The organism is Psychrobium sp. 1_MG-2023, from assembly GCF_030689115.1.
Taxonomy (GTDB): domain Bacteria; phylum Pseudomonadota; class Gammaproteobacteria; order Enterobacterales; family Psychrobiaceae; genus Psychrobium.
This window is the reverse complement of record NZ_JAUYVJ010000032.1, coordinates 23031-49051: the sequence shown is the minus strand read 5'-3', so window position 1 is coordinate 49051 and position 26021 is coordinate 23031. Positions and strand designations below refer to the sequence as shown.

Annotated in this window: 32 protein-coding genes and 2 pseudogenes; 20 read left to right on the top strand and 14 right to left on the bottom strand. The window is 41.3% G+C overall.

What is annotated here, in order from left to right:
• Positions 1-173 precede the first annotated feature (173 nt).
• From Q8W26_RS15035 to Q8W26_RS15020, 4 genes are all read left to right on the top strand, one after another.
• Positions 174-503, top strand: coding sequence for a hypothetical protein (locus tag Q8W26_RS15035; RefSeq protein ID WP_305473718.1), 330 nt, complete (start codon positions 174-176; stop codon positions 501-503).
• 110 nt (positions 504-613) lie between these two features.
• Positions 614-1132, top strand: coding sequence for a hypothetical protein (locus tag Q8W26_RS15030; protein WP_305473717.1), 519 nt, complete (start codon positions 614-616; stop codon positions 1130-1132).
• A gap of 221 nt (positions 1133-1353) precedes the next feature.
• A complete protein-coding gene (locus tag Q8W26_RS15025; protein WP_305473716.1) occupies positions 1354-1764 on the top strand; it encodes a hypothetical protein in 411 nt (136 codons plus the stop codon).
• A gap of 129 nt (positions 1765-1893) precedes the next feature.
• Positions 1894-2670, top strand: coding sequence for an alpha/beta fold hydrolase (locus tag Q8W26_RS15020; RefSeq protein ID WP_305473715.1), 777 nt, complete (start codon positions 1894-1896; stop codon positions 2668-2670).
• Between the two features lie 325 nt (positions 2671-2995).
• On the opposite strand, the gene Q8W26_RS15015 is transcribed toward Q8W26_RS15020, so the two are convergent.
• The 4 genes from Q8W26_RS15015 to Q8W26_RS15000 all read right to left on the bottom strand — a co-directional run bounded on the left by Q8W26_RS15015 (position 2996) and on the right by Q8W26_RS15000 (position 4951).
• Positions 2996-3211 (bottom strand): phage integrase N-terminal SAM-like domain-containing protein, encoded by a 216-nt coding sequence (locus Q8W26_RS15015; protein WP_305473714.1) that lies wholly within the window; start codon positions 3209-3211, stop codon positions 2996-2998.
• 234 nt (positions 3212-3445) lie between these two features.
• A complete protein-coding gene (locus Q8W26_RS15010) occupies positions 3446-3625 on the bottom strand; it encodes a DUF6435 family protein (protein WP_101214707.1) in 180 nt (59 codons plus the stop codon).
• A 559-nt stretch (positions 3626-4184) separates the two neighbouring features.
• Complete coding sequence (locus Q8W26_RS15005) at positions 4185-4682, bottom strand: GNAT family N-acetyltransferase (RefSeq protein ID WP_305473713.1); 498 nt, start codon at positions 4680-4682, stop codon at positions 4185-4187.
• Positions 4679-4951 carry a DUF1778 domain-containing protein gene (locus Q8W26_RS15000; protein WP_101214705.1) on the bottom strand — a complete coding sequence of 91 codons (273 nt, stop codon included), beginning with the start codon at positions 4949-4951 and terminating at the stop codon, positions 4679-4681. The genes Q8W26_RS15005 and Q8W26_RS15000 overlap by 4 nt, the downstream gene beginning before the upstream one ends.
• Before the next feature lie 355 nt (positions 4952-5306).
• Between Q8W26_RS15000 and Q8W26_RS14995 the strand changes: the two genes are divergently transcribed.
• From Q8W26_RS14995 to Q8W26_RS14920, 16 genes and pseudogenes are all read left to right on the top strand, one after another.
• Complete coding sequence (locus tag Q8W26_RS14995) at positions 5307-7208, top strand: S9 family peptidase (RefSeq protein WP_305473712.1); 1902 nt, start codon at positions 5307-5309, stop codon at positions 7206-7208.
• Positions 7209-7475: 267 nt separating this feature from the next.
• Positions 7476-7550, top strand: a pseudogene (locus Q8W26_RS14990) (type II toxin-antitoxin system prevent-host-death family antitoxin); the annotation flags it as partial.
• Between the two features lie 16 nt (positions 7551-7566).
• Positions 7567-7629 (top strand): annotated as a pseudogene (locus tag Q8W26_RS14985) (Txe/YoeB family addiction module toxin); the annotation flags it as partial.
• The gene (locus Q8W26_RS14980) at positions 7604-7750 is read left to right on the top strand and encodes a hypothetical protein (RefSeq protein WP_305473711.1); all 147 of its coding nucleotides are present in this window, start codon (positions 7604-7606) and stop codon (positions 7748-7750) included. The pseudogene Q8W26_RS14985 and the gene Q8W26_RS14980, both read left to right, overlap by 26 nt.
• Positions 7751-8029: 279 nt before the next feature.
• Positions 8030-8455: a hypothetical protein gene (locus Q8W26_RS14975; RefSeq protein ID WP_101214703.1), complete on the top strand. Its 426-nt coding sequence runs from the start codon at positions 8030-8032 to the stop codon at positions 8453-8455.
• Between the two features lie 255 nt (positions 8456-8710).
• Complete coding sequence (locus Q8W26_RS14970; protein ID WP_101214702.1) at positions 8711-9109, top strand: GNAT family N-acetyltransferase; 399 nt, start codon at positions 8711-8713, stop codon at positions 9107-9109.
• A 211-nt stretch (positions 9110-9320) separates the two neighbouring features.
• A complete protein-coding gene (locus Q8W26_RS14965; protein ID WP_101214701.1) occupies positions 9321-9953 on the top strand; it encodes a LysE family translocator in 633 nt (210 codons plus the stop codon).
• Between the two features lie 160 nt (positions 9954-10113).
• On the top strand, positions 10114-10998 hold the full coding sequence (gene rhlP, locus Q8W26_RS14960; protein WP_101214700.1) for a rhombotarget lipoprotein: 885 nt from the start codon (positions 10114-10116) through the stop codon (positions 10996-10998).
• Positions 10991-11506 (top strand): hypothetical protein, encoded by a 516-nt coding sequence (locus tag Q8W26_RS14955; protein ID WP_101214699.1) that lies wholly within the window; start codon positions 10991-10993, stop codon positions 11504-11506. Before rhlP ends, Q8W26_RS14955 begins: the two co-directional genes overlap by 8 nt.
• A 105-nt stretch (positions 11507-11611) precedes the next feature.
• Complete coding sequence (locus tag Q8W26_RS14950; RefSeq protein WP_101214698.1) at positions 11612-12139, top strand: GrpB family protein; 528 nt, start codon at positions 11612-11614, stop codon at positions 12137-12139.
• A 50-nt stretch (positions 12140-12189) separates the two neighbouring features.
• Positions 12190-12615, top strand: coding sequence for a GNAT family N-acetyltransferase (locus tag Q8W26_RS14945; RefSeq protein ID WP_101214697.1), 426 nt, complete (start codon positions 12190-12192; stop codon positions 12613-12615).
• 119 nt (positions 12616-12734) lie between these two features.
• Complete coding sequence (locus Q8W26_RS14940) at positions 12735-12959, top strand: hypothetical protein (protein ID WP_101214696.1); 225 nt, start codon at positions 12735-12737, stop codon at positions 12957-12959.
• Positions 12935-13567, top strand: coding sequence for a class I SAM-dependent methyltransferase (locus Q8W26_RS14935; protein WP_305473710.1), 633 nt, complete (start codon positions 12935-12937; stop codon positions 13565-13567). Before Q8W26_RS14940 ends, Q8W26_RS14935 begins: the two co-directional genes overlap by 25 nt.
• Positions 13568-13626: 59 nt before the next feature.
• Positions 13627-13926 carry a hypothetical protein gene (locus Q8W26_RS14930; protein WP_101214694.1) on the top strand — a complete coding sequence of 100 codons (300 nt, stop codon included), beginning with the start codon at positions 13627-13629 and terminating at the stop codon, positions 13924-13926.
• 43 nt (positions 13927-13969) lie between these two features.
• Entirely contained in the window at positions 13970-14467 is a 498-nt protein-coding gene (locus Q8W26_RS14925; protein WP_305473709.1) for an LD-carboxypeptidase, read from the top strand.
• A gap of 8 nt (positions 14468-14475) precedes the next feature.
• Positions 14476-14988 carry a hypothetical protein gene (locus tag Q8W26_RS14920; protein ID WP_305473708.1) on the top strand — a complete coding sequence of 171 codons (513 nt, stop codon included), beginning with the start codon at positions 14476-14478 and terminating at the stop codon, positions 14986-14988.
• A gap of 35 nt (positions 14989-15023) precedes the next feature.
• On the opposite strand, the gene Q8W26_RS14915 is transcribed toward Q8W26_RS14920, so the two are convergent.
• The 10 genes from Q8W26_RS14915 to Q8W26_RS14870 form a co-directional block, all read right to left on the bottom strand.
• Positions 15024-16259, bottom strand: a complete 1236-nt coding sequence (locus Q8W26_RS14915) for a hypothetical protein (protein WP_101214693.1) — start codon at positions 16257-16259, stop codon at positions 15024-15026.
• On the bottom strand, positions 16259-17068 hold the full coding sequence (locus Q8W26_RS14910) for an outer membrane lipoprotein-sorting protein (RefSeq protein ID WP_101214692.1): 810 nt from the start codon (positions 17066-17068) through the stop codon (positions 16259-16261). Before Q8W26_RS14910 ends, Q8W26_RS14915 begins: the two co-directional genes overlap by 1 nt.
• Positions 17052-19421 (bottom strand): RND family transporter, encoded by a 2370-nt coding sequence (locus tag Q8W26_RS14905; protein ID WP_101214691.1) that lies wholly within the window; start codon positions 19419-19421, stop codon positions 17052-17054. The genes Q8W26_RS14910 and Q8W26_RS14905 overlap by 17 nt, the downstream gene beginning before the upstream one ends.
• Positions 19422-19651: 230 nt before the next feature.
• Entirely contained in the window at positions 19652-20311 is a 660-nt protein-coding gene (locus Q8W26_RS14900; protein ID WP_101214690.1) for a TetR/AcrR family transcriptional regulator, read from the bottom strand.
• Positions 20312-20388: 77 nt separating this feature from the next.
• On the bottom strand, positions 20389-20667 hold the full coding sequence (locus Q8W26_RS14895) for a peptidylprolyl isomerase (protein ID WP_101214689.1): 279 nt from the start codon (positions 20665-20667) through the stop codon (positions 20389-20391).
• Between the two features lie 18 nt (positions 20668-20685).
• Positions 20686-21456 (bottom strand): ATP-binding cassette domain-containing protein, encoded by a 771-nt coding sequence (locus Q8W26_RS14890; protein WP_101214688.1) that lies wholly within the window; start codon positions 21454-21456, stop codon positions 20686-20688.
• Positions 21450-22451: an oligopeptide/dipeptide ABC transporter ATP-binding protein gene (locus Q8W26_RS14885; protein WP_101214687.1), complete on the bottom strand. Its 1002-nt coding sequence runs from the start codon at positions 22449-22451 to the stop codon at positions 21450-21452. The genes Q8W26_RS14890 and Q8W26_RS14885 overlap by 7 nt, the downstream gene beginning before the upstream one ends.
• Positions 22451-23344: an ABC transporter permease subunit gene (locus Q8W26_RS14880; RefSeq protein WP_101214686.1), complete on the bottom strand. Its 894-nt coding sequence runs from the start codon at positions 23342-23344 to the stop codon at positions 22451-22453. The genes Q8W26_RS14885 and Q8W26_RS14880 overlap by 1 nt, the downstream gene beginning before the upstream one ends.
• Positions 23331-24362 (bottom strand): ABC transporter permease subunit, encoded by a 1032-nt coding sequence (locus Q8W26_RS14875; RefSeq protein ID WP_101214685.1) that lies wholly within the window; start codon positions 24360-24362, stop codon positions 23331-23333. The genes Q8W26_RS14880 and Q8W26_RS14875 overlap by 14 nt, the downstream gene beginning before the upstream one ends.
• Before the next feature lie 2 nt (positions 24363-24364).
• Positions 24365-25984, bottom strand: coding sequence for an ABC transporter substrate-binding protein (locus Q8W26_RS14870; protein ID WP_305473707.1), 1620 nt, complete (start codon positions 25982-25984; stop codon positions 24365-24367).
• Positions 25985-26021: the final 37 nt, after the last annotated feature.

The window sequence follows — 26021 nt, the reverse complement described above, 5'->3', positions numbered from 1 at the left end:
GCAGCTAAAGCCTGGGTCTCACTTTACCGGAAACTAGATTTATTTAGTAAATAAGATGGGTTTATTATCCATACAAGGCGCTCAAACGGAAAAAATACAGTTGGCTCGCGCTTCGCGCAGTTTAGCCTAACTCTATTTTTCCGCTTAGCGTTAGCACTCAATGAGGATCTAGCATGTCGTCGGTACCTGAAAAAGATTGGAAGCTATTTCGAAAACTTCAAAGCGATTTAACAGCAAAAGCTTGTGAACTTATATTTGTTAAAGTTGATGCTTTAGCTAAAAACAGAGAGGGTATTGAACATAAATCATATCTAGACCTGTATGACTTAATTCAAACTGAAGATGCAAAGATTGCTGAGATGTTCAATAACCCTACTCGTAATAATATACTGTTGAAACTAGTTTCTTTGAAAAGTTATGGCATTTTTACTGAGGAACAATTTCAAATGTTCAGTCAAGAAACACAAGATAGGATTGCTAGCATACTTGAGTTGAGGTGCTAACAAGCGCATTAAGATGGGACTGCTAACAGTTGGCTCAGTTTCGCTCCGCTACACATTTTAGCCAACAATTATCAGCCCCTTATGCGGGCGTTAGCAGTACAAGGATAGTCATGAGCAAGGTTATAGTTCTACTTCTTTTAAGTTTTTGTTTACTTGGCTGTGCACCTTCTACGTCAACATACATGAAACCTGAAGGTAATTTTGGTAAAGCAACAATCGATGGTTGTGGACAAATACCAAGTACCTTTAGATATGAGTCAAAGAAATCTGCTTTTAAAGTTACTGTATATAGAAATCAAATTCTCTTTGGGCTCGAAGCAGTAAGTAATCATGAAGTGAAATGGAGTTCTTCTAAATTAAAAGTAATTGTTGATGGACAATCTCATTCGTTAAACGTTGGTGAATTCAAACCAAGCTATCTCAGACAGCCTTGCGGTGGCTTCGCTGAAGCATTTAATTGTGCTGCGATACAGCATTATTATTCAGATCTAGAGTTACCAAATATGATGGAGGCTTCAGAAGTAATTATAATTCCGCCAACTCCATTAATTAATGGTAAACCAATGAAAGTAGATCGGATTAAATTTAATAAAGTAACTGAAACGGTTTGGTCGGCATTGAACTGCTAACAAGCTGTGCAAGCGGGACTGCTAACGTTTGGCTCGGTTTCGCTTCGCTACACATTTTAGCCAAACATTATCAGCCCCTTAACAGGGCGTTAGGGAAACAAGGTAAGCACAGTGAAAAAACTCATCATTATTGTTATGTTCCCTTTGATGCTCCTTAGTTTTGCTATGTACTTTTATTTAAAGCAAGAGTTTACTTACCATTTGCACTATATTGCACTATATTGCACTATATTGCACAGGAAAATTCTGTACTTGGTACAGTTAGTGAGTTGTGGCTTGAGTCTTGCCCTAGCATTCGCGCTGATGATGCTGAACCAAATTCACTTTTGGGTGCTGTTGTTGCAGGTCGCGAAATTTTAAATTCAAAGTTTAGTACCGTACTGAAAAATATGGTTAGCTGTGGGGCTGACATAGAGCAAAGAGATTCAATAGGTTTTACCCCTCTACATGCTGCAATCTTATATTCAGATCCTATTGCAGTTAATGAGTTACTAAAACTTGGGGCAAATAAAAAATCTAAGTTAACCAATGAAGCAGCAAAAAAGTATGGTGCTGTTGATGCAATACAATTTGCATCTCAAGTTCAAAGACCAAATGAAACTATCATAAAGTACTTAGTAAATTTGCCCTAACAAGGTTGTAAACGCGGACAAATAACAGTTGGCTTTGTTCGTGCCTCACTTATTTTAGCCAACAATTATCAGCCCCTTATGCGGGCGTTAGGTTTTTTTAGTTTTCTCACATCAATAAGGAGTTGAGATTTGTTAGCTTTTACACATAAAAATGGACACTATTTAAGTCTTGACGGTGCGGAACTTTATTATGAAATTATGGGTAACCTAAATGGAAAGCCCCTTGTTCTATTACATGGCGGCTTTGGGAGCATGCTCGACTTTAACTGCCTTCTCGGGAGTATACCATCTGACTATCAGATCATTGGTATTGACCTTAGAGGCCATGGGAAATCTACTGTAGGCGATAAAGAACTAAGCTACGCTCAATACCAAAGCGATATCGAAGCTGTTGTAAATCATCTGGATATTTATTCTTATTCTTTATTAGGTTTCAGTGATGGTGGTATTGTGAGTTATCGCTTAGCAGCATCAGAAAACTCAAAGGTAAAACAGTTAATTACTTTAGGTTCACAGTGGCGTTTAGAAAAAGATGACCCATCTGTCGACTTCTTGGGTGGTGTCACATCTGGCGACTGGGAAGGAATGTTTCCTGATGCGGTTGCATCTTACAACCGATCAAATCCACAACCAGATTTTGATTTGTTAGTAAATAAAGTAAAGAACGTCTGGCTGGATATGACTTCGACAGGTTACCCAAATAATGACGTAGGTGACATTAAGTGCCCGGCGCTTGTAATGCGTGGTGATGATGATTTCTTGTTTTCTCTCGGAGAGGCTGTTGCGCTAGTAGAAGAAATAGAAAATTCAAAATTTATGAACATTCCATTTGCTGAGCATGAGGCTCATAAAGAATATCCTGAAGTTTGTTGCTCTGTAATAAGCAAGTTTCTATCAGCGTATTAGTCCAAAACCTAACAAACAAGAATAGGTGTCGCGCAGCCGACACCTTATTCGGGTGTTGGACAAGCCCGAAGCCCTTCCTTTTATAGTAAATAGTGCAAGGTGTACCAGTGGTGATCAAGCCTGAATAATAAACTTAAGCCGAGTCGTGTTAGTGCATAACGTGTGTTCACGTTATATCAAGTGATTAGCTATTTTTAGTTGTTGTTCTTCTCGTTATTGCTCCTCCCATTTTGTTGATGCCATTCTCCTTATTATCGGTACCGCTTAGCTCGTTCGCGTGATGCCTATACAGGTCATCTCGTGTTGGCAACACGGGCAAATGCGTTTAGCGCGTGGTGGTGTCAGTTGAGGGGCGAGAGCAGAACGCGGAAGCTTTATGGTCCAGCTTAATGGTACTCCAAGAGTGCGTTTGAATCAGGCTATTAAAATACTGCTTCAAATCAGCAGTGGTCAGCGTATCGGGTACGCAATCAAAAAACTCAGTAATACGGCGAACGGCACGGGCATAAGCATCAATGGTTGATGGGCGTTTACCTTGCAAGCGAAGGTTGATAAAGGGTATTAAAACGTTGTTGTTGGGCGGTGTTCATTGTGATGTCTCCAGTTAAAACGCACCCAGTGGTGGTTTATCTGGTTAAGTATGAACAACCGCGAGTATATTCTGCCGCGGAGCGGCTTCGTTCAACAAGGGTTTTCAAGTCGGACAAATTACAGTTGGCTTTTTGTTCGTGCCTCATTTATTTTAGCAAACTGCAATTTGCCGCTTAAAACGGCGTTATTTTTTTGCGGAATTTTCTAGCTCTTGTATTTTATTTGCTATTAACTCAGCTTCAGCAGTAATCATTGAATAAGACTTAATATCGCCATTTCTTTGAGCGTGCATAGCTTGCTCAAGCTTGGCTTCATAAGCTTTGTTTAATTTTTTTATTGGATCAGTTTTAAATATTGAGAACATCTTTATCACTTTTTAAATTGTATTTACTTTAATACGTATATGAAGAGACTTTAGTTTTGTATTTTACAATAAAAACATAACAAACAAGAATAGGTGTCGCGCAGCCGACACCTATTCGGATGTTGGACAAGCCCGAAGCCCTTCCTTTTATAGTAAATAGTGCAAGGTGTACCAGCGATGAGCAAGCCTGAATAATGAACTCAAGCCGAGTCGTGTTAGTGCATAACGTGTGTTCACGTTATATCAAGTGGTTAGCTATTTTTAGTTGTTCTTCTCGTTATTGCTTCTCTCATTTTGTTGATGCCATTCTCCTTATTATCGGTACCACTTAACTCGTTCGAGTAACCCCCGTGCATATTGTGATGTCTCCAGTTAAAACGCATCCACTGGTGGTTTATCTGGTTAAGTATGAACAACCGCGAGTATACTCTGCCGCGGAGTGGCTTCGTTTAACAAGAAAATAACAAGGACTTAAAACAGTTTGCTGTTTTTTGTATCTCAAATTTTAGCAAACAATTTTAAGTCTGTTATTTAGGCGTTGCTAAAGGCTAGCGGTTAACTAGCTTAAGCTTGCTCTCACATCAGCAATGGTGATGAAGAGTTTACTTTCAGCGTCTTCAAATGATTGAAAACCATAGCGTTCATAGAAGTGTTTCGCACCGTCTTTGGCGTCAACGATAACAACTGGAAATGCAACGCTATCACTTGCAGCTAATAGCTTTCTGAGTGCGTCGATAAGCAGCCACTCACCAAAACCTTTCCCTTTGTATCGGTCATCGACAGCAAGGCGGGCAATCAGACCACCAGAGGTGGATGGTTGGTGTTTTTTTTGTAACTTATCGGGCAATGCCTTTAAGTCAATTGGTGTCATTGTTAGCGTGTAAAAGCCGATGACATGAGAGTTGTCGTTATCATCCTCCAAAACAAACGTTCTGGTGTTGTCTTTTTTTGCTTGCTGACTCGCCATTACTTTTAAGTAATTATTGAGAGCTTCGATACCACACTTGAATCGGTTTCTATCGTGTTTAGCTTTATCTAGAAGTACCGTATTCATCATTGAGTTTTGCTTTCGTACCGATCAGCAGCAGCTTTTAGTTTTGAGTTCTGTGTAGCAGGGCGGTCTAAAGCTTCCATTAGCAACATAGCATCAGCTTGGCTCAGTTTTAAAGCCTGTTCACGTTCGATGACTTGTTTAGCTTTTTCGATTGCAGCGCTTAGAACAAACGAGTTGATGCTAGACATGCCGGTGATCGCGGCAGCCTTAGTAAGTAAGTCTTGTGTATCGACATCAACTCTAGCGGTGATGCGAGGCAAAGTAGTAGCCATAATTATATCTCCTGTTGTGTCAAAGTGTCACATGGGTATTATGGTCTTAAAGTGTTCAATAAGCAATCTTTGTGTCACTTTGGCACGCAAACTAACAAACAAGAATAGGTGTCGCGTAGTCGATACCTTATTCGGGTGTCGAATCGAACAATAGAACAATAAGACAATCATAAATTATCGTGAATGGCCGTTTCATAAACTTTATAAAAGGGCTTTAGAGCTACTGTAACGATAATATGCCAGCCTGATAACATCTTACCTCTGGATAATCTGCCCAATTCTTAACGCGAGTTCTTTTAACTTAGTGTCAATTTATGTAGTCTATTCGAGATTTTATTTTTAGAGGTATTTCGCGATGTTGCGGATTCTATTATGTGCAAGTTTAGGACTTGCGGCAAGTATGCATGTATCAGCCAAAGAGGTGATGACACCTGAGAAACTTTGGCAACTTAAACGCGTAAGCGCACTGGGCTTAAATACAGATAAAACTCATGTGATTTACAAGGTAACCACTCCAAGCATTGAAAAGAATGACTTTTCAAGCAAGGTGTACCAAGTACCGCTAAAAGGTGGTAGTTCTCAATTATTAGAGGCATACCAAGGTGTGGTCATTGATAAAAGTATCTCACCGGATGGCAGCAAAAAGCTATTTCACGAAAAAGTACAGATTGAAGACGTACTTGCCACTGTCCGCCATAAAGAGCTGAGCCAAGCCAATGCTTATGTCTATGACGATTTAAACTACCGTCACTGGGATACGTGGAAAGATGGCAAATACAAGCATGTGTTTTACCAAGACTTAAAAACTGAAGAAAAAGTCGACATCATGCAAGGCATGCCATTTGATAGTCCAACATCACCATTTGGTGGTCCGGCAGACTACACGTGGGGGCCAAAAGGTAAAAACATTTATTACGTAAGCAAAAAGCTTACGGGCACAGAATATGTTAAAAGCACCAATACCGACATTTACAGCTATAACCTAGCAAGTAAAAAAACCACCAATCACACCGAGAAAAACCTTGGCTACGATAAGTACCCAGCATTTTCGCCAAAAGGCCATTTAACTTGGCTACAAATGGATGAAGCAGGTAACGAAGCCGACAAGCAAGATATTATTGTGCGCGTAAAAAACCGCGATATTAACTTAACTGAGCACTGGGATGGCACGGTATTTAGCTTTAAGTGGAGTACTGACGGCAAAACTATTTACTTTATTGCGCCAACCAATGGCACAATTCAGCTATTTAAAGTAGCGGTGAATACAAAAACCAAGGCTAAGCCTAAAATCAAACAGCTAACCAAAGGTCAGTTTGATGTAAACGGCATTGTTGCAGTGCTAAAAGATAAGCTTGTGGTCACACGCAATAGCATGAATGCAGCCAAAGAGATTTACCGTTTTGATTTAGGTAGCAAAAAACTCACTGCCCTGACTAAAGAAAACGATTCAGTGTATGGTGAGCTAGACCTGCCAAACGTTGAAAAGCGCATGGTAAAAACTACCGATGGCAAAGACATGGTCACTTGGGTAATTTACCCACCTAATTTCGATAAGAAAAAGAAATACCCAACGCTTTTATACCTTCAAGGTGGGCCGCAGTCGCCACTTTCTCAGTTCTATTCATTCCGTTGGAACTTCCAATTAATGGCATCACAAGGTTACATTGTAGTTGCGCCTAACCGTCGTGGTATGCCAGGTCACGGCGAAAAGTGGAACGACGATATTAGCCATGATTGGGGCGGTCAGGTAATGGATGATTACCTATCGGCCATTGATGATGTAGCAAAAGAGTCATACGTTGATAACAACCGTATTGGTGCCGTTGGCGCAAGCTACGGTGGTTACTCTGCATTCTACCTTGCAGGCAACCACGAAGGTCGTTTTAAAACCTTCATCGCACACTGTGGTATTTTTGACTTACGCAGCATGTACGGCACAACAGAAGAATTATTCTTCGTCAACAACGAACTAGGCGGTGCTTACTGGGAAAAGAACGCAGCGACTGAAAAAGCCTATGGCCAGTTCAATCCAATCAATCACATTGAAAAATGGGATGCGCCAATGTTTGTGATCCACGGTGCAAAAGACTACCGTGTGCCACTTGAGCAAGGCATTGCAGCGTACCAAGCCGCAAAACTACGTGGCTTACAGAGTCGCTTCTTACTTTTCCCTGAAGAAAATCACTGGGTACTAACGCCGCAAAACGGCATTGTATGGCAACGTGAATTCTTCAAATGGTTAGAAGATACGCTTTAAGCACGATTAAGCGTAATTTAGCATTAAAAAGCCAGTGCACCTGCACTAATGCCGATCAGTTAAGTAAAAAATAACTTGAAGAATGGCTCAATGAGATCAAAATCCGATGAATACTTTTCATCGGATTTTTTTATGCAAGAGAAGAAAACAAGAATGAAAGGACAGACTTAAATTTGTAAATTTTCGCATGTTCAATTAACTATACATGTTGGTTGTCTAAGTCTATATTTGTCTTATAAGTTGTACATGTGGAAGCTCTTGTGAAAGATTGTATCTTTTACGGAAGCCAGAAGTGGTCTCAAAGTTGTTTTGGATGGTGTAGTTAATGATGCCGATACAACAGCACGAGAACTAATTGATGAGTAGTAGCCAACGTTTACTCTCTGGGACTGACGATGCTTGGACCGACTACTTGTATTGGTAAACTCAAGACAAGAATGCCTGCACGTCAAAATGCGAAAGTTGCTGCTGTATTATGGGGGCTACTTACAATTCCTTTTGCTCCAATATCATTAGTCATGTTTTTTGCCTTTGATGTATAACGTTAGTGTGAAGTTGGGTGGCGCTCATTCTTCGCTATTTATGAAAAGTTTAAGCCTTTCTTATTTTTCGTGTTTTCCGTTTCCTATGTTTTCTAAAATGGTATCTAAATACAGTAAATGATTGTTTCTTAATGTTGTTTTTGTGGAGTATACTGGCTCCTTTGAGCGTGTAGTGAATACTTAGAATACGTGAGACTTTTCATTGTCTCGTTTGTGTTAATATCTTCGCAGACCACAGGGTCTAAATTATGCTGTACGTTTACGTCTCAGGAGTTTTCTATGCAATATAAAAACACACAGCTAGGTACGGCGATGCTTGCACTAATGGGGCTTGTGACTGTTATTCTTGTGCTTGGCTTAATAAGTAAGCCACAAGAGCCTATAGGGTTTGCGTTTGTCATTGTCGGTGTGATTGCGCTGCTTTTTTCATCACTCACCATTAAGGTCAGTAGCGATACGATTGATTGGTTTTTTGGCCCTAAGTTTTGGAAGAAATCACTAGCCATTTCTGATGTTCGATCGGCGCAGGTTATACGAACTAAATGGTATTATGGCTTTGGTATTCGTCTAATCTCAACAGGGTGGTTATATAATGTATCGGGTTTAACGGCTGTTGAGCTTAAGCTAAACGATGGAACAACAGTGAGCCTAGGGACTGATGATCCTGAGAATTTACTTGCCGCGATTAACGAGCGCCTATCATAACCTGTAACCAATAGTTTCACATTTTCAACTCAGTGAAAAAAGTCGATGTCTGTTTGCTTCTGCTCGCTCTAACTTATCAGATCATGGGTGATGGCACTGCTTCTGAATTCGATTAACCCCGCTTAACAGGCGGCTTTTGCGATTAAGGTGAATACCGTTTTACAACATTTAGTAACCCGCCCACTCTCAGTCTCGGATGAAAATTTTCTCTGAAAAGCTTTCTACTATGCAGTGAATGCACCTTCTGAGGAGCTAGTGCCAGAGCCTCTGATTGCGAATTCACCGCAGCTTTCTTGTTACGTGAAAGGTTGGATGGAAGGTGCTGATGACTTTGGTTTTTTGGCGCTGCATAATAATAAGCCCATTGGCGCCGCATGGTGTCGTTGCTGGAGCGGTAATCAATTAGGTTTTGGTTTTATTGATAACGCAATACCGGAGCTTTCAATCTCAGTTATGCCAAGTTATCGAGGCTATGGTGTTGGTAGGTATTTACTCCGTAAGACGCTTGTTAGCGCTAAAAAGCAGTATCCTGCTGTCAGCCTGAGCGTTTCGTTAGATAATCCAGCAAAACGATTATACGAAAAGGAAGGGTTTCAAGACGTCGGTCTTGTGGAGCAGGGGTACATCAAAATGGTTAATCGATTTTCAGTATGACAAATCAACACGTTGAAAACAGTGAGCAGCAACTGGTATCAGAGAAAAGATGTTACTATGGACAAAGCTCGAATGATGGGTACCTACCTAATCTAAAACTCTCTCGACATGAAAATAGCTGACAAATTAAGTACTTTATTAATTGTAAAATCGCTTTAATATTATATTTTAAAATTCAATCTATGCGTTTGAATATAACTCGGAGAATTTAGTGAATTTAGACACTTTAGCCATCTACTGTTTTGTTTCATTTTTTTATATTATTAGTCCTGGCCCTGCGATTTTTCTCGCCATTTATAATGGCGCGGTTAATGGTGCTAAGTGCGTGATGGTGTCCGCTGTGGGTAATATCTTGGGGCTAATGTGTTTATCGGCCTTGTCGGTCACCGGTTTAAGTGCGATTTTGTTAGCCTCCTCGACGCTTTTTATGGCGGTGAAGGTTATTGGTGCCTGTTATTTAATTTACCTTGGCGTGAAACAAATTCGTGGTAGTCGACAAGATAAGAACCAGCAACATGCGTTGGTTAACCAACCACGTGCGCTTAGTTCTTACTTTAAAGAAGGGTTGCTTGTTGCTATCACTAATCCCAAACCCATTATTTTCTTTGCGGCGCTATTTCCTCAATTTCTTGATACTACGCAACCTCTGCCATTGCAATTTATCGTAATGACGTTCATTTTTATGGCATTCTCATTTTTGTCACTTTCTACTTATGGCTACTTAGCCCAACGTGCTAAAGGCTTCTTAGCTAAGCCCAACAATGTTAAATGGTTTCAACGCATTACTGGTGGCTTGTTTGTTGGTATGGGGGTTAGTTTGTTTCAGATAAAGAATGCCAACTAATGAATCTGTATCTATACAGCGGATTTCAGCGAATGAATTTTTTACTGCTATAAAACATATGTTTACCCGTAGCGGTGTGCGGTATATATTACTTGTTTTGGTTTCAGTAAAAATCCGCTGACTTGACCACCAAAGCAACAGCGTAGTTAAAGGAATAAGAATGAAATTTAGAATGTTAATGGTGATGCTAGGGGTAATCTTTTTAGCGTCTTGTAGTTCAATAGTCAGTGTTAATACAGGAAAAAACACTCAATCAAGCAGCCTGATGGATTTTTTATACCCAGATAAGAATAGCCGCAGTGAACATAAACCGGAGTTGCCAACACTAAGGCTACCTGTGACGGTTGGGATTGCTTTTGTACCGTCTTCTCAATGGGCTCGTGATGGTTTACACAGTAAAGATCAGGTTGAGCTGCTTAATAAAGTGAAAAAGTCTTTTTTAAAATACGATTACATAGATCGTATTGAAGTTATCCCAAGTACATATTTAAGAGGAGGGGAAGGTTTTACTACCCTTGCTCAGGTTGCAAGGCTCTATGATGTTGATGTGATGGCGTTGGTGTCATATGACCAAGTTACTCAATCAATAGAGAACAGTGCGGGGTTACTTTATTGGACCATCGCAGGGATGTATGTAATACCTGGTAATGAGAACTCAGTACAAACATTTGTTGATACGGCTGTTTTTGATGTTAAAAGCACCAAAATGCTATTTAGAGCACCGGGAATCAATAAGCTTTCCGAGCGCTCAACAGCTATTGGTATTGATGAAACATTAGCAGAAAAATCACGTGAAGGTTTTGATTTAGCCGTGACAGATATGAGTGCTAATTTAGAGTTGGAGCTGTCTAATTTTAAACAGCGAGTTAAGCAAGAGAAAATTGCAAACGTTGAGCGTCGAGAAGGTTATAGTGGCGGAGCTATGGGGAGTACATTATTGCTTTTGGGATTATTATTGTTGGTCAATCGTTTGATGAGAAACCGTATATTCACCGCTCCGCGAGTTGTCATTAACCCGCTTTTGGAGCTTAACCTAAATGAATAATAAGCAATTGTATAAAAAACCAGAAATGATAGTTGCTCTATCAGCATTGCTGATTAGTGTTATTACCGCCGTAATTGGTGTGTACTCGGCATATATTGATAGAGCCTATGCTCGCGCTTCTGTTTGGCCACGGCTTGAGGTATTTCAAAGCTTTGACACTGATAGTATTGAATATGGGGTCACTAACAACGGTACCGGCCCTGCAATTATTAAACATGCTATCGTACGTTATAATAACGAAGTTATTCATCAGTGGCGTGATATTCCAGACTTGCCTCAGTTCGTTCAGTCCCATATTGGACAGCGAATTTTACCTTCTAAACTTTCAATTACGCCAATTGTAATAGAAGACAATGAAGTATCAAAGCTACAAAAGGTATGGCGATTAATTGAGATCGAGCTTTGCTATTGTTCTATTTATGATGAATGTTGGCAAACCGATAAAACCAACCAACCAACGTTGGTTGAAGCATGCATTGTCAGTAAATCTGATCGGTTCTTACAATAGCACTGTTAAGTAAACCGCGAAGGGAGTTTGGGTTGTGATGCAATGACTATTGGCTTTGTTAGTGAATGGGCAGGTATTACTTTTTAACCAATAAATAGATATAAAATGAAGATATTACCCTATAGAAAAATAGCGGCGAGTTTTAACCCGTGGACGCCCGCTTACCTTGAGGTTGCACAGCAACTCATTGACTACCTAGCGACTGAGCGTTTCAGTGTTATTCATTTTGGTTCAACATCATTTAAGGTTGGCGGTAAAGGTATTATTGACCTTTCAATTCTTTATCCTTCAGGTGAGTTGGACAGCGCCGTAACCCACGTATTAAACCGAGGGTTTCAAGATCAAGTGAGTGATAAGCCATTTCCGCCTGAGCGCCCAAGAAAAGATGGAGCGGTATTCGTTGACGGTACCATGTTTTACATTCACCTTCATGTCATAGAGCATGGTAGTGAAAATCATCGTAAGCAGCTGGCTTATAAAACTCACATGCTAGCGAATACTGAGGCTAGAGTGGATTACGAAGCGTCTAAGAAAAAAATTTTAGCGAATGGGGTCACTGAACAAGAAGCCTATGGAGAGCAAAAATCGCCGCATGTGAAGTCTGTCTTGCAACGGATCGATGATGCGTACTAAGCGCTCTTTTTTTGCATTTTTTAAATGAATAATCAAAGGCAGCTAATAATATGAAGCTAACAACTCCACAACCGCCAAAGGAGCATGAATTTGAGGCTTTAAAATTAGGGCTCAATGGCTTTAATGAATCAATAACAGGTACTGTTCATCGCGAGAAAGTTGCCACTTTTATCAAAGATGATACCGGTGTTGTTATTGGTGGTATTTTAGGTGAAATAAATTGGCACTGGCTTCATATTCAAGGGCTTTGGGTTGATAAATCGATGAGTGGTCAGGGGTGGGGTAGTCAGCTGATGGAGTCACTCGAATGCTACGCAATGACACGAGGCATTACTAATATTCGATTAGAGACGACGGCATTTCAAGCGTTAGACTTTTACCTTAAACTGGGTTATTCAATATTTGGTAAGTTACCCGATATGCCTAAAGGCTACACTAGTTACTTCCTTCAGAAGCAGCTTAAAGCAAAGGAGTAATATTGACTCTCTTCGTTAAGCCCAGCGTTTGGTTACTTGCTTTGGTATTAATTGCCCCTATTATCGATTACTGTATGTTTAGTTTATGAACAATTTGACGATTCGTTGAGGCGCGTTTTATGGGAAATGAACAAGATATTTCAGCACATTACCTTCATGGTGACTTGTTAAAAGCCGTCGAAGCAGCTCTGGCCGAGCTTGGCAAAGAGCCCGCACAACTCACTATGGACGATTTAGCACTGGTCGATGAGTTTCATATTGGGGGGCGTGCAGCAACAAAGCATTTATTCAATCAACTCCCTTTGAAGCCACAACACTTGTGCTTGATGTTGGCTGTGGGTTAGGAGGGGCTGCTCGGTTCCTTGCCACGGCTTTTGATGTTCAAGTGTTCGGCATTGACTTAACGCAGGAGTATATCGATACAGGTAATGTTTTATGCCAATGGCTAAACCTTGATAAAAAAGTGCAATTAGCTCATGGGAGCGCGTTAAGCATGCCATATGATGACGCCTCTTTTGCTGGTGGCTATATGCTGCATGTCGGGATGAATATTGAAAATAAACAAGCGTTGTTTCACGAAGTCGCTCGTGTTCTGAAACCCGGTGCACGCTTTGCGATTTATGATGTGATGCGCTTTAACAGTGATAGGCTAACTTATCCAGTCCCTTGGACGTCTAATTCTTATGATTGCCACTTAGCAACGCCAGCGACCTATCGTGATGCAATAAATAATGCTGGGTTTATCATTGAGGCCGAGCATGATCGCCGCGACTTTGCGATAGCCTTCTTTAAGGGGTTGCGTGAGAAGAATAAACTGCAAGGTTTTCCCGTGCTAAGCCTTCACACATTGATGAAAGAAAGTGCCGGTGAAAAACTTAAAAATATGGTGAGTAACGTAATGGAAGGCCGAATTTCTCCTGTAGAAATGATTATTAAAAAACCATTGCAATAACGATACCTTTCGCTAACAATAAAATTACTGTTACACATAGTCAGGGCTATGGGGGTTGTATGTTATATTTTTTAATCGCGGTATGGGCCGGTCTGATGATTTACTCTGTCCGCGCTGAATTGCGCTATTATCATGCCGTACAGGAGCATGAGCCTGGGTTGTGGCAAAAGATTGGTGCTCCGACGCTATTTAAGATTCCTTTTGTTTTCCTTAATAAGAAAAAAGTACAACAGTTAAAATTGGTTAACAACCCGACAGTATTGGCGTTGGCACGCAAAAATAAGCAAGCACAATACTTTTTCATCGGTTACCTTGTCTTGGTGCTTTGTGCGGCGATAGTTTTTTTTAAGTTTGCTTAACCCTCCAGACACTTTCATTTTATTTATAAGATAGTTTAAAGCCATGTTATATCCAAGCCCATTAATTGCAGGTAGTACCATTGCTATCACCGCTTTTTCATCAGGCGTTCCCAGTGACTGCCACCCCCGTTTAGATATTGTTATCGCAGGCTTAAAGCAACGCGGTTTTGATGTTATTGAAGGGAGCTGCTTACGTGAAAATTATCAGCATCTCAGTGCTGATAAAATAACTCGATCTCAAGAGTTAATGACGATGTTATGCGATGACAACATTGATGCAATCATGCCGCCGTGGGGTGGTGAACTAGCAATGGACCTATTGCCATTGCTGGACTATGAGCGTTTAGCGTTGGCTAAGCCTAAGTGGCTGATAGGCTTTTCAGATATTAGTACGCTGCAGGTTGCTTTAACGACTAAACTTGGTTGGGCTAGTGCTCATGCAACGAACTTAATGCAACTACACCCGCAAGAGACAGAGTCGTTAACAACACAACTATTTGACTGCTTATCGTGTGGGCAGGGACAGTCCTTTGAGCAGTAGCCTATCAAGTGTCAAACGAGTGGTTTGCTGACAACCCAGACGTATTGTTAAACCTAACGGAACAGACTCAGTGGAAAACATTCGCTAAGGCTCACCGCTTAAGCTTTAGTGGGCGTTTGATTGGCGGTTGTATCGATACACTCATTCACTTTGTGATGACAGAGTATTGTGACTTAACTACCTATGCCAAACGTTATCAAGATGACGGGGTGATTTTATATATTGAAAATGCGGAAATGTCGCCAACGGCTTTTTGCCGGGCATTGTTAGGGCTTAAATATCGCGGCGTCTTTGAGTTAGTTCAGGGCGTCATCATTGGTCGTCATGGCATGCTAGAGAATGGCGGCAAAGATATTGACTTTGAACAGGCGCTAGCGATGGCTTTTGACGGCGTCGATGTGCCAGTGGTCTATGACGTTGATGTCAGTCACTTACCACCTAATTTAACCTTAATTAATGGTGCTGTTGCTCAGGTTGAGATTGAAGCCGGGCAAGCAAGCCTCGTGCAACAGTTGGTTTAACTGCTTTACAAGGCTCGTCCGAGTGATGTGTAAGACTAGAAGTAACGATTAACCGTTAACTCGATATAGTCATCATTTCTAATGGCGAAGCTGAGATCTTGTGGTGAAGTATTAGTCAGTACTCTTACTTCGCTGGCAATACTCCATACATCATTAAGGCGATGACTCGCTTCAAAAGAAATGAACTGACTGTGATTATCAAGATCAACGGTCATCGCTAATAAAGCGCTGGTATCAGCGGCGTTATTAAGTGCTAGTCGAGCGCCGATTGCTAAATCGTTATCAGCACTGGTATAAGAGCGATTGTCATATTGGTATTCAAATAATAAACCGAGATCGGCTACACTATTAAAAATGCCATATAAAGTGTTTTCACCGCCAGCAACTAGTGCACGATAATTTTCATTTCTACCTTGATATTTTTCTTGACCGGCAATAGCCTCAAGCTTCCATAGCCAATATTCAGTGGTCGCTTGTAAGTCGATACCCACTTGCTCTAATTGAGAATAGTAGGGCGCTAGCACAAGTGTTCCTGCCTCAGACACTGAGCCCTTTGGCGCTGCTTGGACTATGTAGCGTGGGTCACGGTTGGTTCCCTTAAAGTAGCTGGCACCAATATCCCAAATATCAATCACGTGACTATAACGTAGCGCCCAGTCAATGTGATCGTCATCGCGACTTGCTTGGTAGCGTGTCAGTGATGGCTCAACAGGTAAGGGTGGGGCAAAACGGCTATGACGTTGACTATATTCCTGTGGTTTAAATCCGATTAAAGCAAATGCTTCGAGGTTACCCCAAGACTGCACTGTTAGCAGCGATACCATGGGTTGCCCAAGCCTGTCTTCTTGGTCAATATTCGATTGTTGATCGCTTTGATTAATAATATTAACTAAGTGACGTGTTTCAGTGACTCCCCAGAACACAATGCGATTACCAATGGTTATCTCTAGATCGTTCTCTGTTTGATACCACCAATACAGCTCTTGAACATCAAATAAATCACGAGCGTCGTCATTAAAGTCTTGGCGTGCGATGACATCGAATGCTAGGCGGGATCGTCCATCGAAAAAGTCCTGATAGCCTTGGAGGTTTAACGACAAACTATGGCTGTTATCTACCTGCTCAGGCCTCAGCCCTGCTTGAGGGAAGTGTCGCCCCTGCCATTGTAGGTGACCGTCAATGTTCGGGTTCCATTGGGTTGCAAGAGCGGTAGGGGGGGCTAAAAATACCGTAGCCATTAAGGCTACGATAGTGGTTAGTGACTTTACCATTAGCGCGCTCGTTTTAAGCTGGTGGTTGTGAAGTCTTTGTCAGCATAGCCATTGCGGAATGTCCAATCTGAGAACACAAGTTCAGTACTTTTACCCGTTTGGTGATTGTGCATCGCCCAAACATTTGCGCGCCAAAATTGATTTAAATGTTGATGATAGTCACTTAAATTTAACGTTTTGAGTAAATCTTGTTTACGGTCATAAAAATCAATTTTAAAGGCACGATACTCTTGGGTATCAATCCATACATGTTGCTTTGAATAGCCTGAACGAGGATCGACAGGATCTCGCTCAATCACAAAGAATTCAACATTATCGATGGTTTCATTTTTTAAATAACGGTACGTGTATTTTTCGATTTCTTGCGATGAAATGTCTTCATAAGCAAACTCACTGCCCATAAATGGCCCTGATTTATTACTCGATGCAATGCGCTTTACTCGCTTTAAAGCGGGTAAAAATAGCCACTGCTCATCATTACTGGCTCTGTGGGTATAAGATAAAAAAGAAGTACCCTTTACGTCCCGTGGGTTATCAAACGTGATCAGCGCCTTATCGCCGTCATTAGGTTGTTCAAGTGTTTTATTACGCATTGAACGTTTTGACTCTTCCCCATGTTTATTACGTAATATCATGGTGAGATTTGACTTTACATCACCAAAACCGTTGTCACGAACATCAGCTTCAGTGGCAATCGCGAGCCCTTTAGCAATGGCTGCTTCATCGGTTAATGCTTGCACCTGTGTTGTCAGGGTAATCAAACTCGTTGCAATTAAAGAAAGAGTGATAGTTTTAACTAAATGACGCATGTTGTGTCTCCTGTGATGTTGAATGTAAAGTCGTTGGTTGAGCCGTAGGCTGAACGGCTGGATGTTGTTTTTTATCTAGTAGCATCAGTAAGGCTGGCAATAATAAGAAGTCGGCAACTAATGCTGTCCCGATACCAATCGCTGTCAGCATTGCCATACCGCTATTCATACCAAAGCTTGATTGCGCAAGTACCATAAAGCCTGCGACCAAGATGATTGAGGTGGTGATAATTGCAACACCGACCGATGAAAAGGCATAGCGAACAGCATCGGGTGCCGTTAAGCCTTTTTCTCTGCGGGCACGTAAGTACTTTGAAAGGAAGTGCACGGTGTCATCAACCACAATACCCAGCATCATGCCTGTGACCATCGCAATGGACATATCGACTTGTCCGATAGTCAGCCCCCAAATTCCAAATGCGAGCCCGGCAGGGAGGAGGTTCGGAACAAGACTTAATAAACCTAATCTGACACTGCGAAGAGCCAACGTAATTAAGCCACTAATCACGATAAGAGCCACAATGGTACCGACAATCATTGAGTTAATATTACGCTCAGAAATGTGGGCAAACATGATGGCTGGACCAATCCCAACGCTATCCAACTGGTGGTTTTCTTTAAGCCACTGGGTACCACGGGCTGCCATCTCACGTAACTTTGTGGTTGGCATGTCTTGTAACGTGATAATTAACTGCGTTGATGACTTGCTGATGTTGAGCTGATTATTTAGGTCTAAACCATAAGGTAAAGAAAGTTCATACAATAATAAGTATTGGGCAGCGAGCTCGTTTGACTCAGGTAAGCGATAGAATGCTGGATCATCACCATGCATGTTCATGTTGAGGCGCTTAAATGTATCAGAGAGCGTATTAACGTGAGTGACTTCAGGCTGTTGGCGTAGCCAAGTCGCGAAACTGTCGACTTTATGTAAAAAGTCAGTGGTTGCCACCCCGTTATTAACCCCAGAGTCTAATGAGTATTGCAGTTGAAACAATCCAGTTAAATTATCATTGATATAATCACTATCAGTTCTAAAGCTGACACTTTCATCAAAGTAGGCAATGAAATTGTCATCAAGTTTATTTTGAGGGATGAACGTTAATAGTAAGATTGAGGCGGCAACAGAGGCACCAAGCATGAGTTTGCGTTTAGCGATAATGAAATTGGCGAATGTCACCATCGATTTATCAAAGCTATTATTCGATTGACGTGCCTTTGCTGGGAAGATAGCCATTAATGCCGGTAATAAACTGACTGAAAATAACCAAGCAAACATCACTCCAATTGCTGTGATATTGCCAAGATCATGAAACGGCGGTGAGTCAGAGAAGTTCATCGACATGAAACCAACGGCCGTAGTGATGGAGGTTAATGCCACTGGGCTGAAGTTTAAGCGAAGACTTTCGGCAATCGCTTGTTGACGGGTCATTCCTTGTCTCATCGCACTAAACATTGATACTAATATATGAATCGAGTCGGCGACGGCTAAGGTCATAATAATGGTGGTTGCTGAAGATGACGGTGGTGTTAATGCAATGCCTAAGTGACCAGCAACGCCTAACGCAGACATCATAGACGCGATAATTACTACCACTGTTGAGAAAGTTGCACTCTTTGAACGAACGAGCAGGAAGGTGATTAGGATTATAACGGCATACATGAGTGGGATCAGCGTCGACATATCATTCATTGAAGCTTCAAAGAATGAATTTGAGAGCATGACTACGCCTGTTAGGTAAATGGTAACATCGTATTTTTGTTCAATGTCATTGGCGAGTTTTCTTGCAGCAGCAACAGCAATTGGCGCTTCATCTTCTGATTTTTGCGGCATTTGAAATGTTACATTGGCCGCAATCATCGAACCATCGTTGTTAATTAATTGCCCTTTTAAAAAAGGTTCTGCCAGTGCATTGGATTTAACTTTTGCAATTTGCTCTGGGGTTAATTGAGCTCCACCTTGAAATAAGTCTTCGACAATTAGGTCATCTTGTTCAGACCAAGTGTGCTGAAAGTTATTGAGCGAGTCGACACGTAAAGAGAAGGGGAGCTGCCAGGCTTGGTGTGATAGTTCTTCAATAGCGGCCAATGCATTATTTGATAATGGCTCATTATTATTGGACTCGATGGCAAATAAAATATTGTCAACCTTGGTGTAGGTGCGTTGAAGTTGATCAAAGGCTTGTAATTGTGGATTATCATCACTAAAAAATACCCGATATTCATTATCAAAACGGATTTTCGTGACGCCTGACATGGCAGCCATTGCGACAATCAAGCTTGAGATGACGACAATCCATCGCCAACGGACGAGCCAATGACTATATGACATTAGCCAAGATGATTTTGGGGACATGATGTTGCTCCTTAAGTAAACCGACTGGACGGTTTGTGTTTTTTGTAAATAAAACTGTATGTAAACTAATTAAAAGTGATTTGCTCTTTTGCCTATTAAACTCAGAACCTTTACTTGAGGTTACTGAGCTTACGACCCCCGCTCATACCGACCGCTCGGTCTGTCGTGTAAGCTAAAAAAAACGATAAAGCTATCGTTTTTTATTTGTGCCTGTTGTTTGGCTTGTTAGCTTATTTAAAGCGTTCGCTTAACTGCACTGCTGGGCAAACAAAGGGCTTTAATATAATCTTTTTGGCATTAGCTTTCGATTCTTGTGAGCGCAATCCCAACACATACTGAGCGAGCTCGTCACTTAAAATCTGAAAGGTTTCTCGGCAACGACATCCTTTGATGATCATTACCGAGCCTTGCATCGACGCTAAGATAAACATTGCTGCATGTAATGGATTTACGTCTTCTCTCAAACCTGAACGTGGCATCTCTTGTGCTAGCTTATTCACAAAGGCTTCAAATAATGTCTCAATGCGTTGGCGAAAACCTTCATCGACAGTCGACATCTCATTACACATATTGATCATTGGGCAACCACTTTCTAGGGTATGTTCGTCAACATTTTGTGGCATTTGACGAATAATTTCCGCAATGACTCCTAGTGGATCTTCATGCTCATAAGCTTGCTGCCAAGGTTGATTAAACATTGGCATAAATACTTCTTCCATCACTGCATAGCCAAGTTCAATCTTGTTCTTAAAGTGATGGTATAACGCCCCTTTAGATATTTCAGCCGAGGCTAAGATGTCCGCTAAACTCGTTGCCTTAAATCCACGATAATGGATTTCTTCTGCGGCAATAAGAAGAATTTTTTGTCTAGTAGCTTCAGGACTTCTCATTATTTACTCATGTTGCTAACTTACATTTATGCTACAGACCGTTTGGTCTGTTTGCAATGGGAAATTTAACTTTAGCCTTAATTTCGGTATAAAGTCTTAATTAAATGAAAGCCAAACTGGGTTTTGATTGGGCCGTGAACTTCAAGGATAGGTTTTTTAAATACAACGTTATCAAAGGCTTTGACCATTTGACCTGGCTTGAACTCACCAAGGTCGCCGCCTTTTTTACCTGATGGGCAAAGGGAATGTTTTTTAGCAAGTGTTGCAAAACTTTCACCTTTAGCTAAGCGTTGTTTTAGCTTTTCAGCTTCGTTTTTAGTTTTTACTAAGATATGTACTGCACTAGCTTTAGCCATGATAATTCCTACTAATGATTAATGGCCAAGATTATATAACAATTTTCGAGTGTAGTCGTTTTCTGGGTGGTTGAATACTTGCTCTGCATCACCAAACTCAATCACTTTGCCTTGATCTAATACCATCACCTGGTCGCTAACATGACGTACGACATTGATATTATGAGATACAAATATATAGGACAGCCCCATTTCGTTCTGAAGCTTTAACAACAAGTTTATTACCTGAGAGCGTACTGACATGTCTAATACCGAAAGGGCTTCATCAGCAACGATAATGTGCGGATCAAGCATTAAGGCTCGCGCAACTGCAATACGTTGTTTTTGACCACCAGAAATCATGTGAGGATAAAAATGTGCATGTTCAGGTAATAAACCCACTTGTCGCAATTTGTTATAAACTTCTTTCTCTCGGTCTTTTGACGGCATATCAGTGGCAAACTTCAATGGCTCTTCGAGTAAATTCCCAATACGCATACGTGGATTAAGACTGGTATTGGCATCTTGAAAGATCATCCGAATCAGACTACAGCGTTGTTGACGATTTCTCACTTCGAGTTGTTCCCCCTCAAGCAGAATCTGCCCCGATGTGCGTTGCTCAGCGCCAACTAAGATACGAGCGAGTGTGGTTTTTCCTGAGCCTGCATTACCTACCACCGATAAGGTCTGTTGTTCTTCAAGTTTAAACGATACAGGCCCTAACGCGCGTTGATATTGAGGAATCAACCAGCGGTAGCCAATACGATAAGACTTGGTTAAGTTATTTACTTCTAGCAGGGTGTTCAAGATTTTTTCCCTTCTTGCTCAGTTAATGGGAAGTGACAGCTAAAGTAATGACCGCGAACTTTTTCCATTTTGGGAATTTCAACGCAAAGCTTTTGTGCTCTAGGGCAGCGTGGTCCAAGTCGACAGCCAATGGGTAAATGTTGCAGCGACGGAACTGAACCTGATAATGCTGTCAGTTGAGACTTGCGACTGAGTTGCGCATTAAAGTGTGGCATGCTTTGTAACAATGCCATGGTGTAAGGGTGGTAAGGCTGCTTAAAAATTTGTTTGGTATAACCTGATTCAACCGTTTGACCACAGTACATTACGGTAATCGTTTTAGTCCATGACTCGACATGCTCTAAATCATGCGTAATTAAGAGAATTGAGACTTCGTTAAGTTGGTTTAGCTTTTTAAATAACTTAAAAATTTGATCTTGTGCGCCCGCCTCAATGACCGTGGTTGGCTCATCGGCAATGAGCAACCGTGGCTTATAAGCGATTGTCATGGCAATCATTACTTTTTGACAAATCCCTTCAGATAACTCGTGAGGGTAGCTTTTCATCACGCGTTTATGATCGCGAATGCCGACTTTGTGTAGAAAAGCTTTAATTCGTTCCTCACGCCACTTTCGTCGCTTAAAGAATGAAACATCACACTCATCCATTGGCAGTGATTCATGTAACTGATGACCGACGGTGTCGTTTGGATCAAGGCTGGACGACGGCTCTTGAAAGACCATGGCTATTTCACGCCCCATCAGTTTTCGGCGCTCTTTTGCCGACAACGAGAGTAAATCCACACCGTTATAACGTAATCGATCGGCCGAAACATACCAGCGATCATTTAAAATGCCCATGATGGCTTTAGCAACCAAACTTTTTCCTGAACCTGACTCGCCTACTAAACCGCGTATTTCTCCCGGGTTAATGGATAAGTTAACGCGATCGACGGCTTTAATTCGCCCGTGTGGACTATCAAATTCAATACTGAGGTTTCGAATATCAAGTAAAGGCATTATCCGAGTCCTTCTTTTACAGCGCGTTGTAAACCGTAACCGACTAAATTGATTGCTAATACACTAATAAAAATAGCGAGTCCGGGAAAGGTTACATTCCACGGGGCAATAAAGATCAAATCAATGCCATCGACTAGCATTGCTCCAAGTTCTGAGGTTGGCGCTGGCGCGCCAATTTTTAAGAAGCCTAGTGTTGCTATATCTATAATCGCAATTGAAATTGCCAATGTAAATTGCACGATTAGTGCGTCTAAAATATTTGGTAATATCACATTATAAAATATCTGAAATTGATTGGCGCCATCAAGCTTCGCCGCGATGACATATTCGCGGGATAATTCATGATGCACAGCGGTGTGGGTTGCACGCATAAACTGAGGCATTAAAGCGATACCTACAGCGATCATAACATTGATTAAACTTTGCCCACTAATTGCTACGAGTACGATGGCTAATAGCAGTGATGGAATCGCTAATGTTGCATCGAGCACGTGATTTAAAATGCTCGACTTTAAGCCACGAGACATACCTGAGAAAACCCCAAGTGCGATACCAAAAATGGCAGCAAATATAGTGACAATTAGGCTGGAGCCAAATGTTGTTCTAACACCATGTAACAGGTTTGAGAAAATATCTCGGCCAAGATCGTCGGTACCAAAAAAATAGGCAATATTGCCATCGGGATGCCACGAAGGTGGTGACAATAGTGCATTTGTATGTTGGTAATCAGGTGGATAAGGAGCCAAAAATGGTGCAAAGATGGCAATAAACAAGAACAATAAAAATGTCCACAAGCCAAGTTGCGCTACAGGATAGCTCATAAAGTTAAGCCATATTTGTCGCAGAGGTGACGGGATCACTTCCTCTTGATAAATACTGCTAGCTCGAGCCATAAACTGCACTCCTGCGTTGTGGTGTTGTTGCAATCAAAAATATATCACTGAGTACTGATACCAAAATAATAAAGCCTGCACAGACTAAAATTCCTGCGCTAATTACAGGGTAGTCACGTTGATAAATAGCATCCATCAACCAGTTACCAATACCCGGCCATGAGAAGATAACTTCGATAACCATAGCACTGGTAAGTATGGTGCTTAATTGTAAACTGACCTGAGCGAGCACAGGCTGAATAGCATTGGGTAAAGCATGACGAAAAATAATGGTGGCTGGGGATAGGCCACGAGCTTGAGATGCTTTGATGTAGTTTGCATTGAGCTCTTCGAGCATTGCTGTGCGCATGATCCTAGCAACCACTGTGGTTGGAAGTAGCGCTAAGGTAAGTGCTGGCATTAACAGGTGAGAGAAGGCGTCGCGCAATGCGAGTCGCTTGTTTTCAATGTCTGAAAGTAAAATATCAATAAATGTAAAGCCAGTAATTGCGTCAACTTGGTAAAGTAAATTTAAGCGACCTGCAACAGGTAACCATTGCAGTTTTAAGCCAAAATACATAATTGCCAACATCGCCAGCCAAAAAACAGGAATTGAATAACCGATTAAACTAATGCCTAAAACGGTATGGTCACTGAACTTGCGGTATCTGACTGCACCTAAAATCCCCATTGGCAAACCAAGGCAAAGGGCAACAAGGAGCGCGTAAAAACATAGCTCAATAGTGGCAGGCAAGACTTTGAGCATCTCATCAAATATCGGTTGAGCAGTCGTAAATGATAAGCCAAAATCACCATGAATACGTTGATTGATAAATGAGATATATTGATTAAACCAATTCTTATCAAGCTGATATTGCTGAACTAATTGTTCGTGTTGTTCAACCGAAGGGTTAACGTGTCCGCTAATATTCGTCGCTAACTCTCCAGGCATAGCATTAATCATTAAGAACACTAAAAAATAGAGCACTGCCACGGTCAAAACAAACAGGTTAAAACGCCGAACAATATAAAACCACATGGTTATTTTTGCTCCTGTTGTTGAGCTTTTTTACGGTAGGTTTTTGCAAAAGAAACGCCACCATAAGGGTTTAATGGCATTCCCTTAATAGTGCGGTGCTTCACCTGAAAGCGTAATGCATGAGCAATTGGAATTAATGGTAATGTTTGATTGAGTTTTTGCTGTGCCTGATGATACAAAGGAACTCGTTTAGCTTGATCTGTTTCGGCAATTGCTTGCGAAACGATGTCATCAAACGTTGGTCGGCACCAGTTCGAGCGGTTGCCTCCAGAGTTTATCGCAGCACAGCTAAACAACGGACGAAAGAAGTTATCTGGGTCAGCATTATCTGCGGTCCAACCAAGTAATACTGAATCATAATCAAAACTGTTAAGCTTTTGAATGAAGACGCTCCAGCCATAGCTGATAATATTAACTTTGATTCCTACTTTGGCTAATTGCCCTTGAAGCAACTCTGCAGTTTTTATCGCGTTTGGGTTATAAATTCGTTGTACTGGTGCAGCCCAAAGATCCATGGTGAAACCGTCACCATAGCCAGCCTGTTCAAGCAACTGCCTGGCGCGTTCAGGGTTATAATGATAAGTGGTTAATTGTTCATTATAGGCCCATGATAGTGGTGGTAAGATACTGTCTGCTATCGTCGCGCTGCCATAATAAACAGCTTCGACGATGGCTTTCTTATTAATGGCGTGGGCCAGTGCTTTGCGCACTAATATATTATCAAACGGTGCACGCTCTGTATTAAAAGCCCAATAGGCCACATTAAAACCTGTTTGTATCTGCAATTCCAATTTAATGTTGCTTCGCAGGACATCTAACTCACTAGACTGGGGCAGTGCAGAAACATCACAATCCCCCGTCATTAGCTTAGCAATACGGCTAGTACTGTTGGGCGTAATATCGTAAACAAGCTGTTCTATCTTCGGCGGACCGTCCCAGTAGTGTGGGTTGGGTTTATAGCGAATATGATTGCTTTGAAAGTATGAGTCTAAAACGAAAGGCCCCGTGCCAATAGGTTGGCTATCTATTAATTGTGGTTGATTTTTTTCAAGCAGAAAATCACCATACTCTTGAGATAATACTACGGCAAAGTTAGCTGCCAGATTGGCCAAAAAAGAACTGTCTTTCTCTTTGAGGTGAATGGTGACCATATGGTCATTCACCTTTGTTATTTTATCAATTAATTGACCAAAACCTACACTCTCAAAGAACGGATATAAGCCTCCTGATATATGGTGGTATGGGTGTGAAAGTTCAATGATTCGATTAAAACTAAATAGCACATCATCAGCATTAAACTCTCGCGAGGGTGTGAAGCCATGATTTTGATGAAATTTAACCCCCTTTCTTAAATAAAAGGTATAAATTTTACCATTCTCGTTAATATGCCAAAGGTGGGCAAGCCCAGGCTGAATGACGCCCAGCTCAGGATCGTATTCCACTAGCCTATTATACAGTTGATAAGATGTGGCATCTGTTGTGGTACCGCTGGTGGTTAATTGCGGATTAAACGTGGTTGGATCGCCCTCAGAGCAATAGACCACCCCCGGAGTTAAGTGCGCGGTACCATCAAAGTTCGGATTGCACGCAGTCATCATTAGGATGACTGGTAACAAACTCATTTTAAAATTCTTTTTAAACCAATTTATCATGGCAATA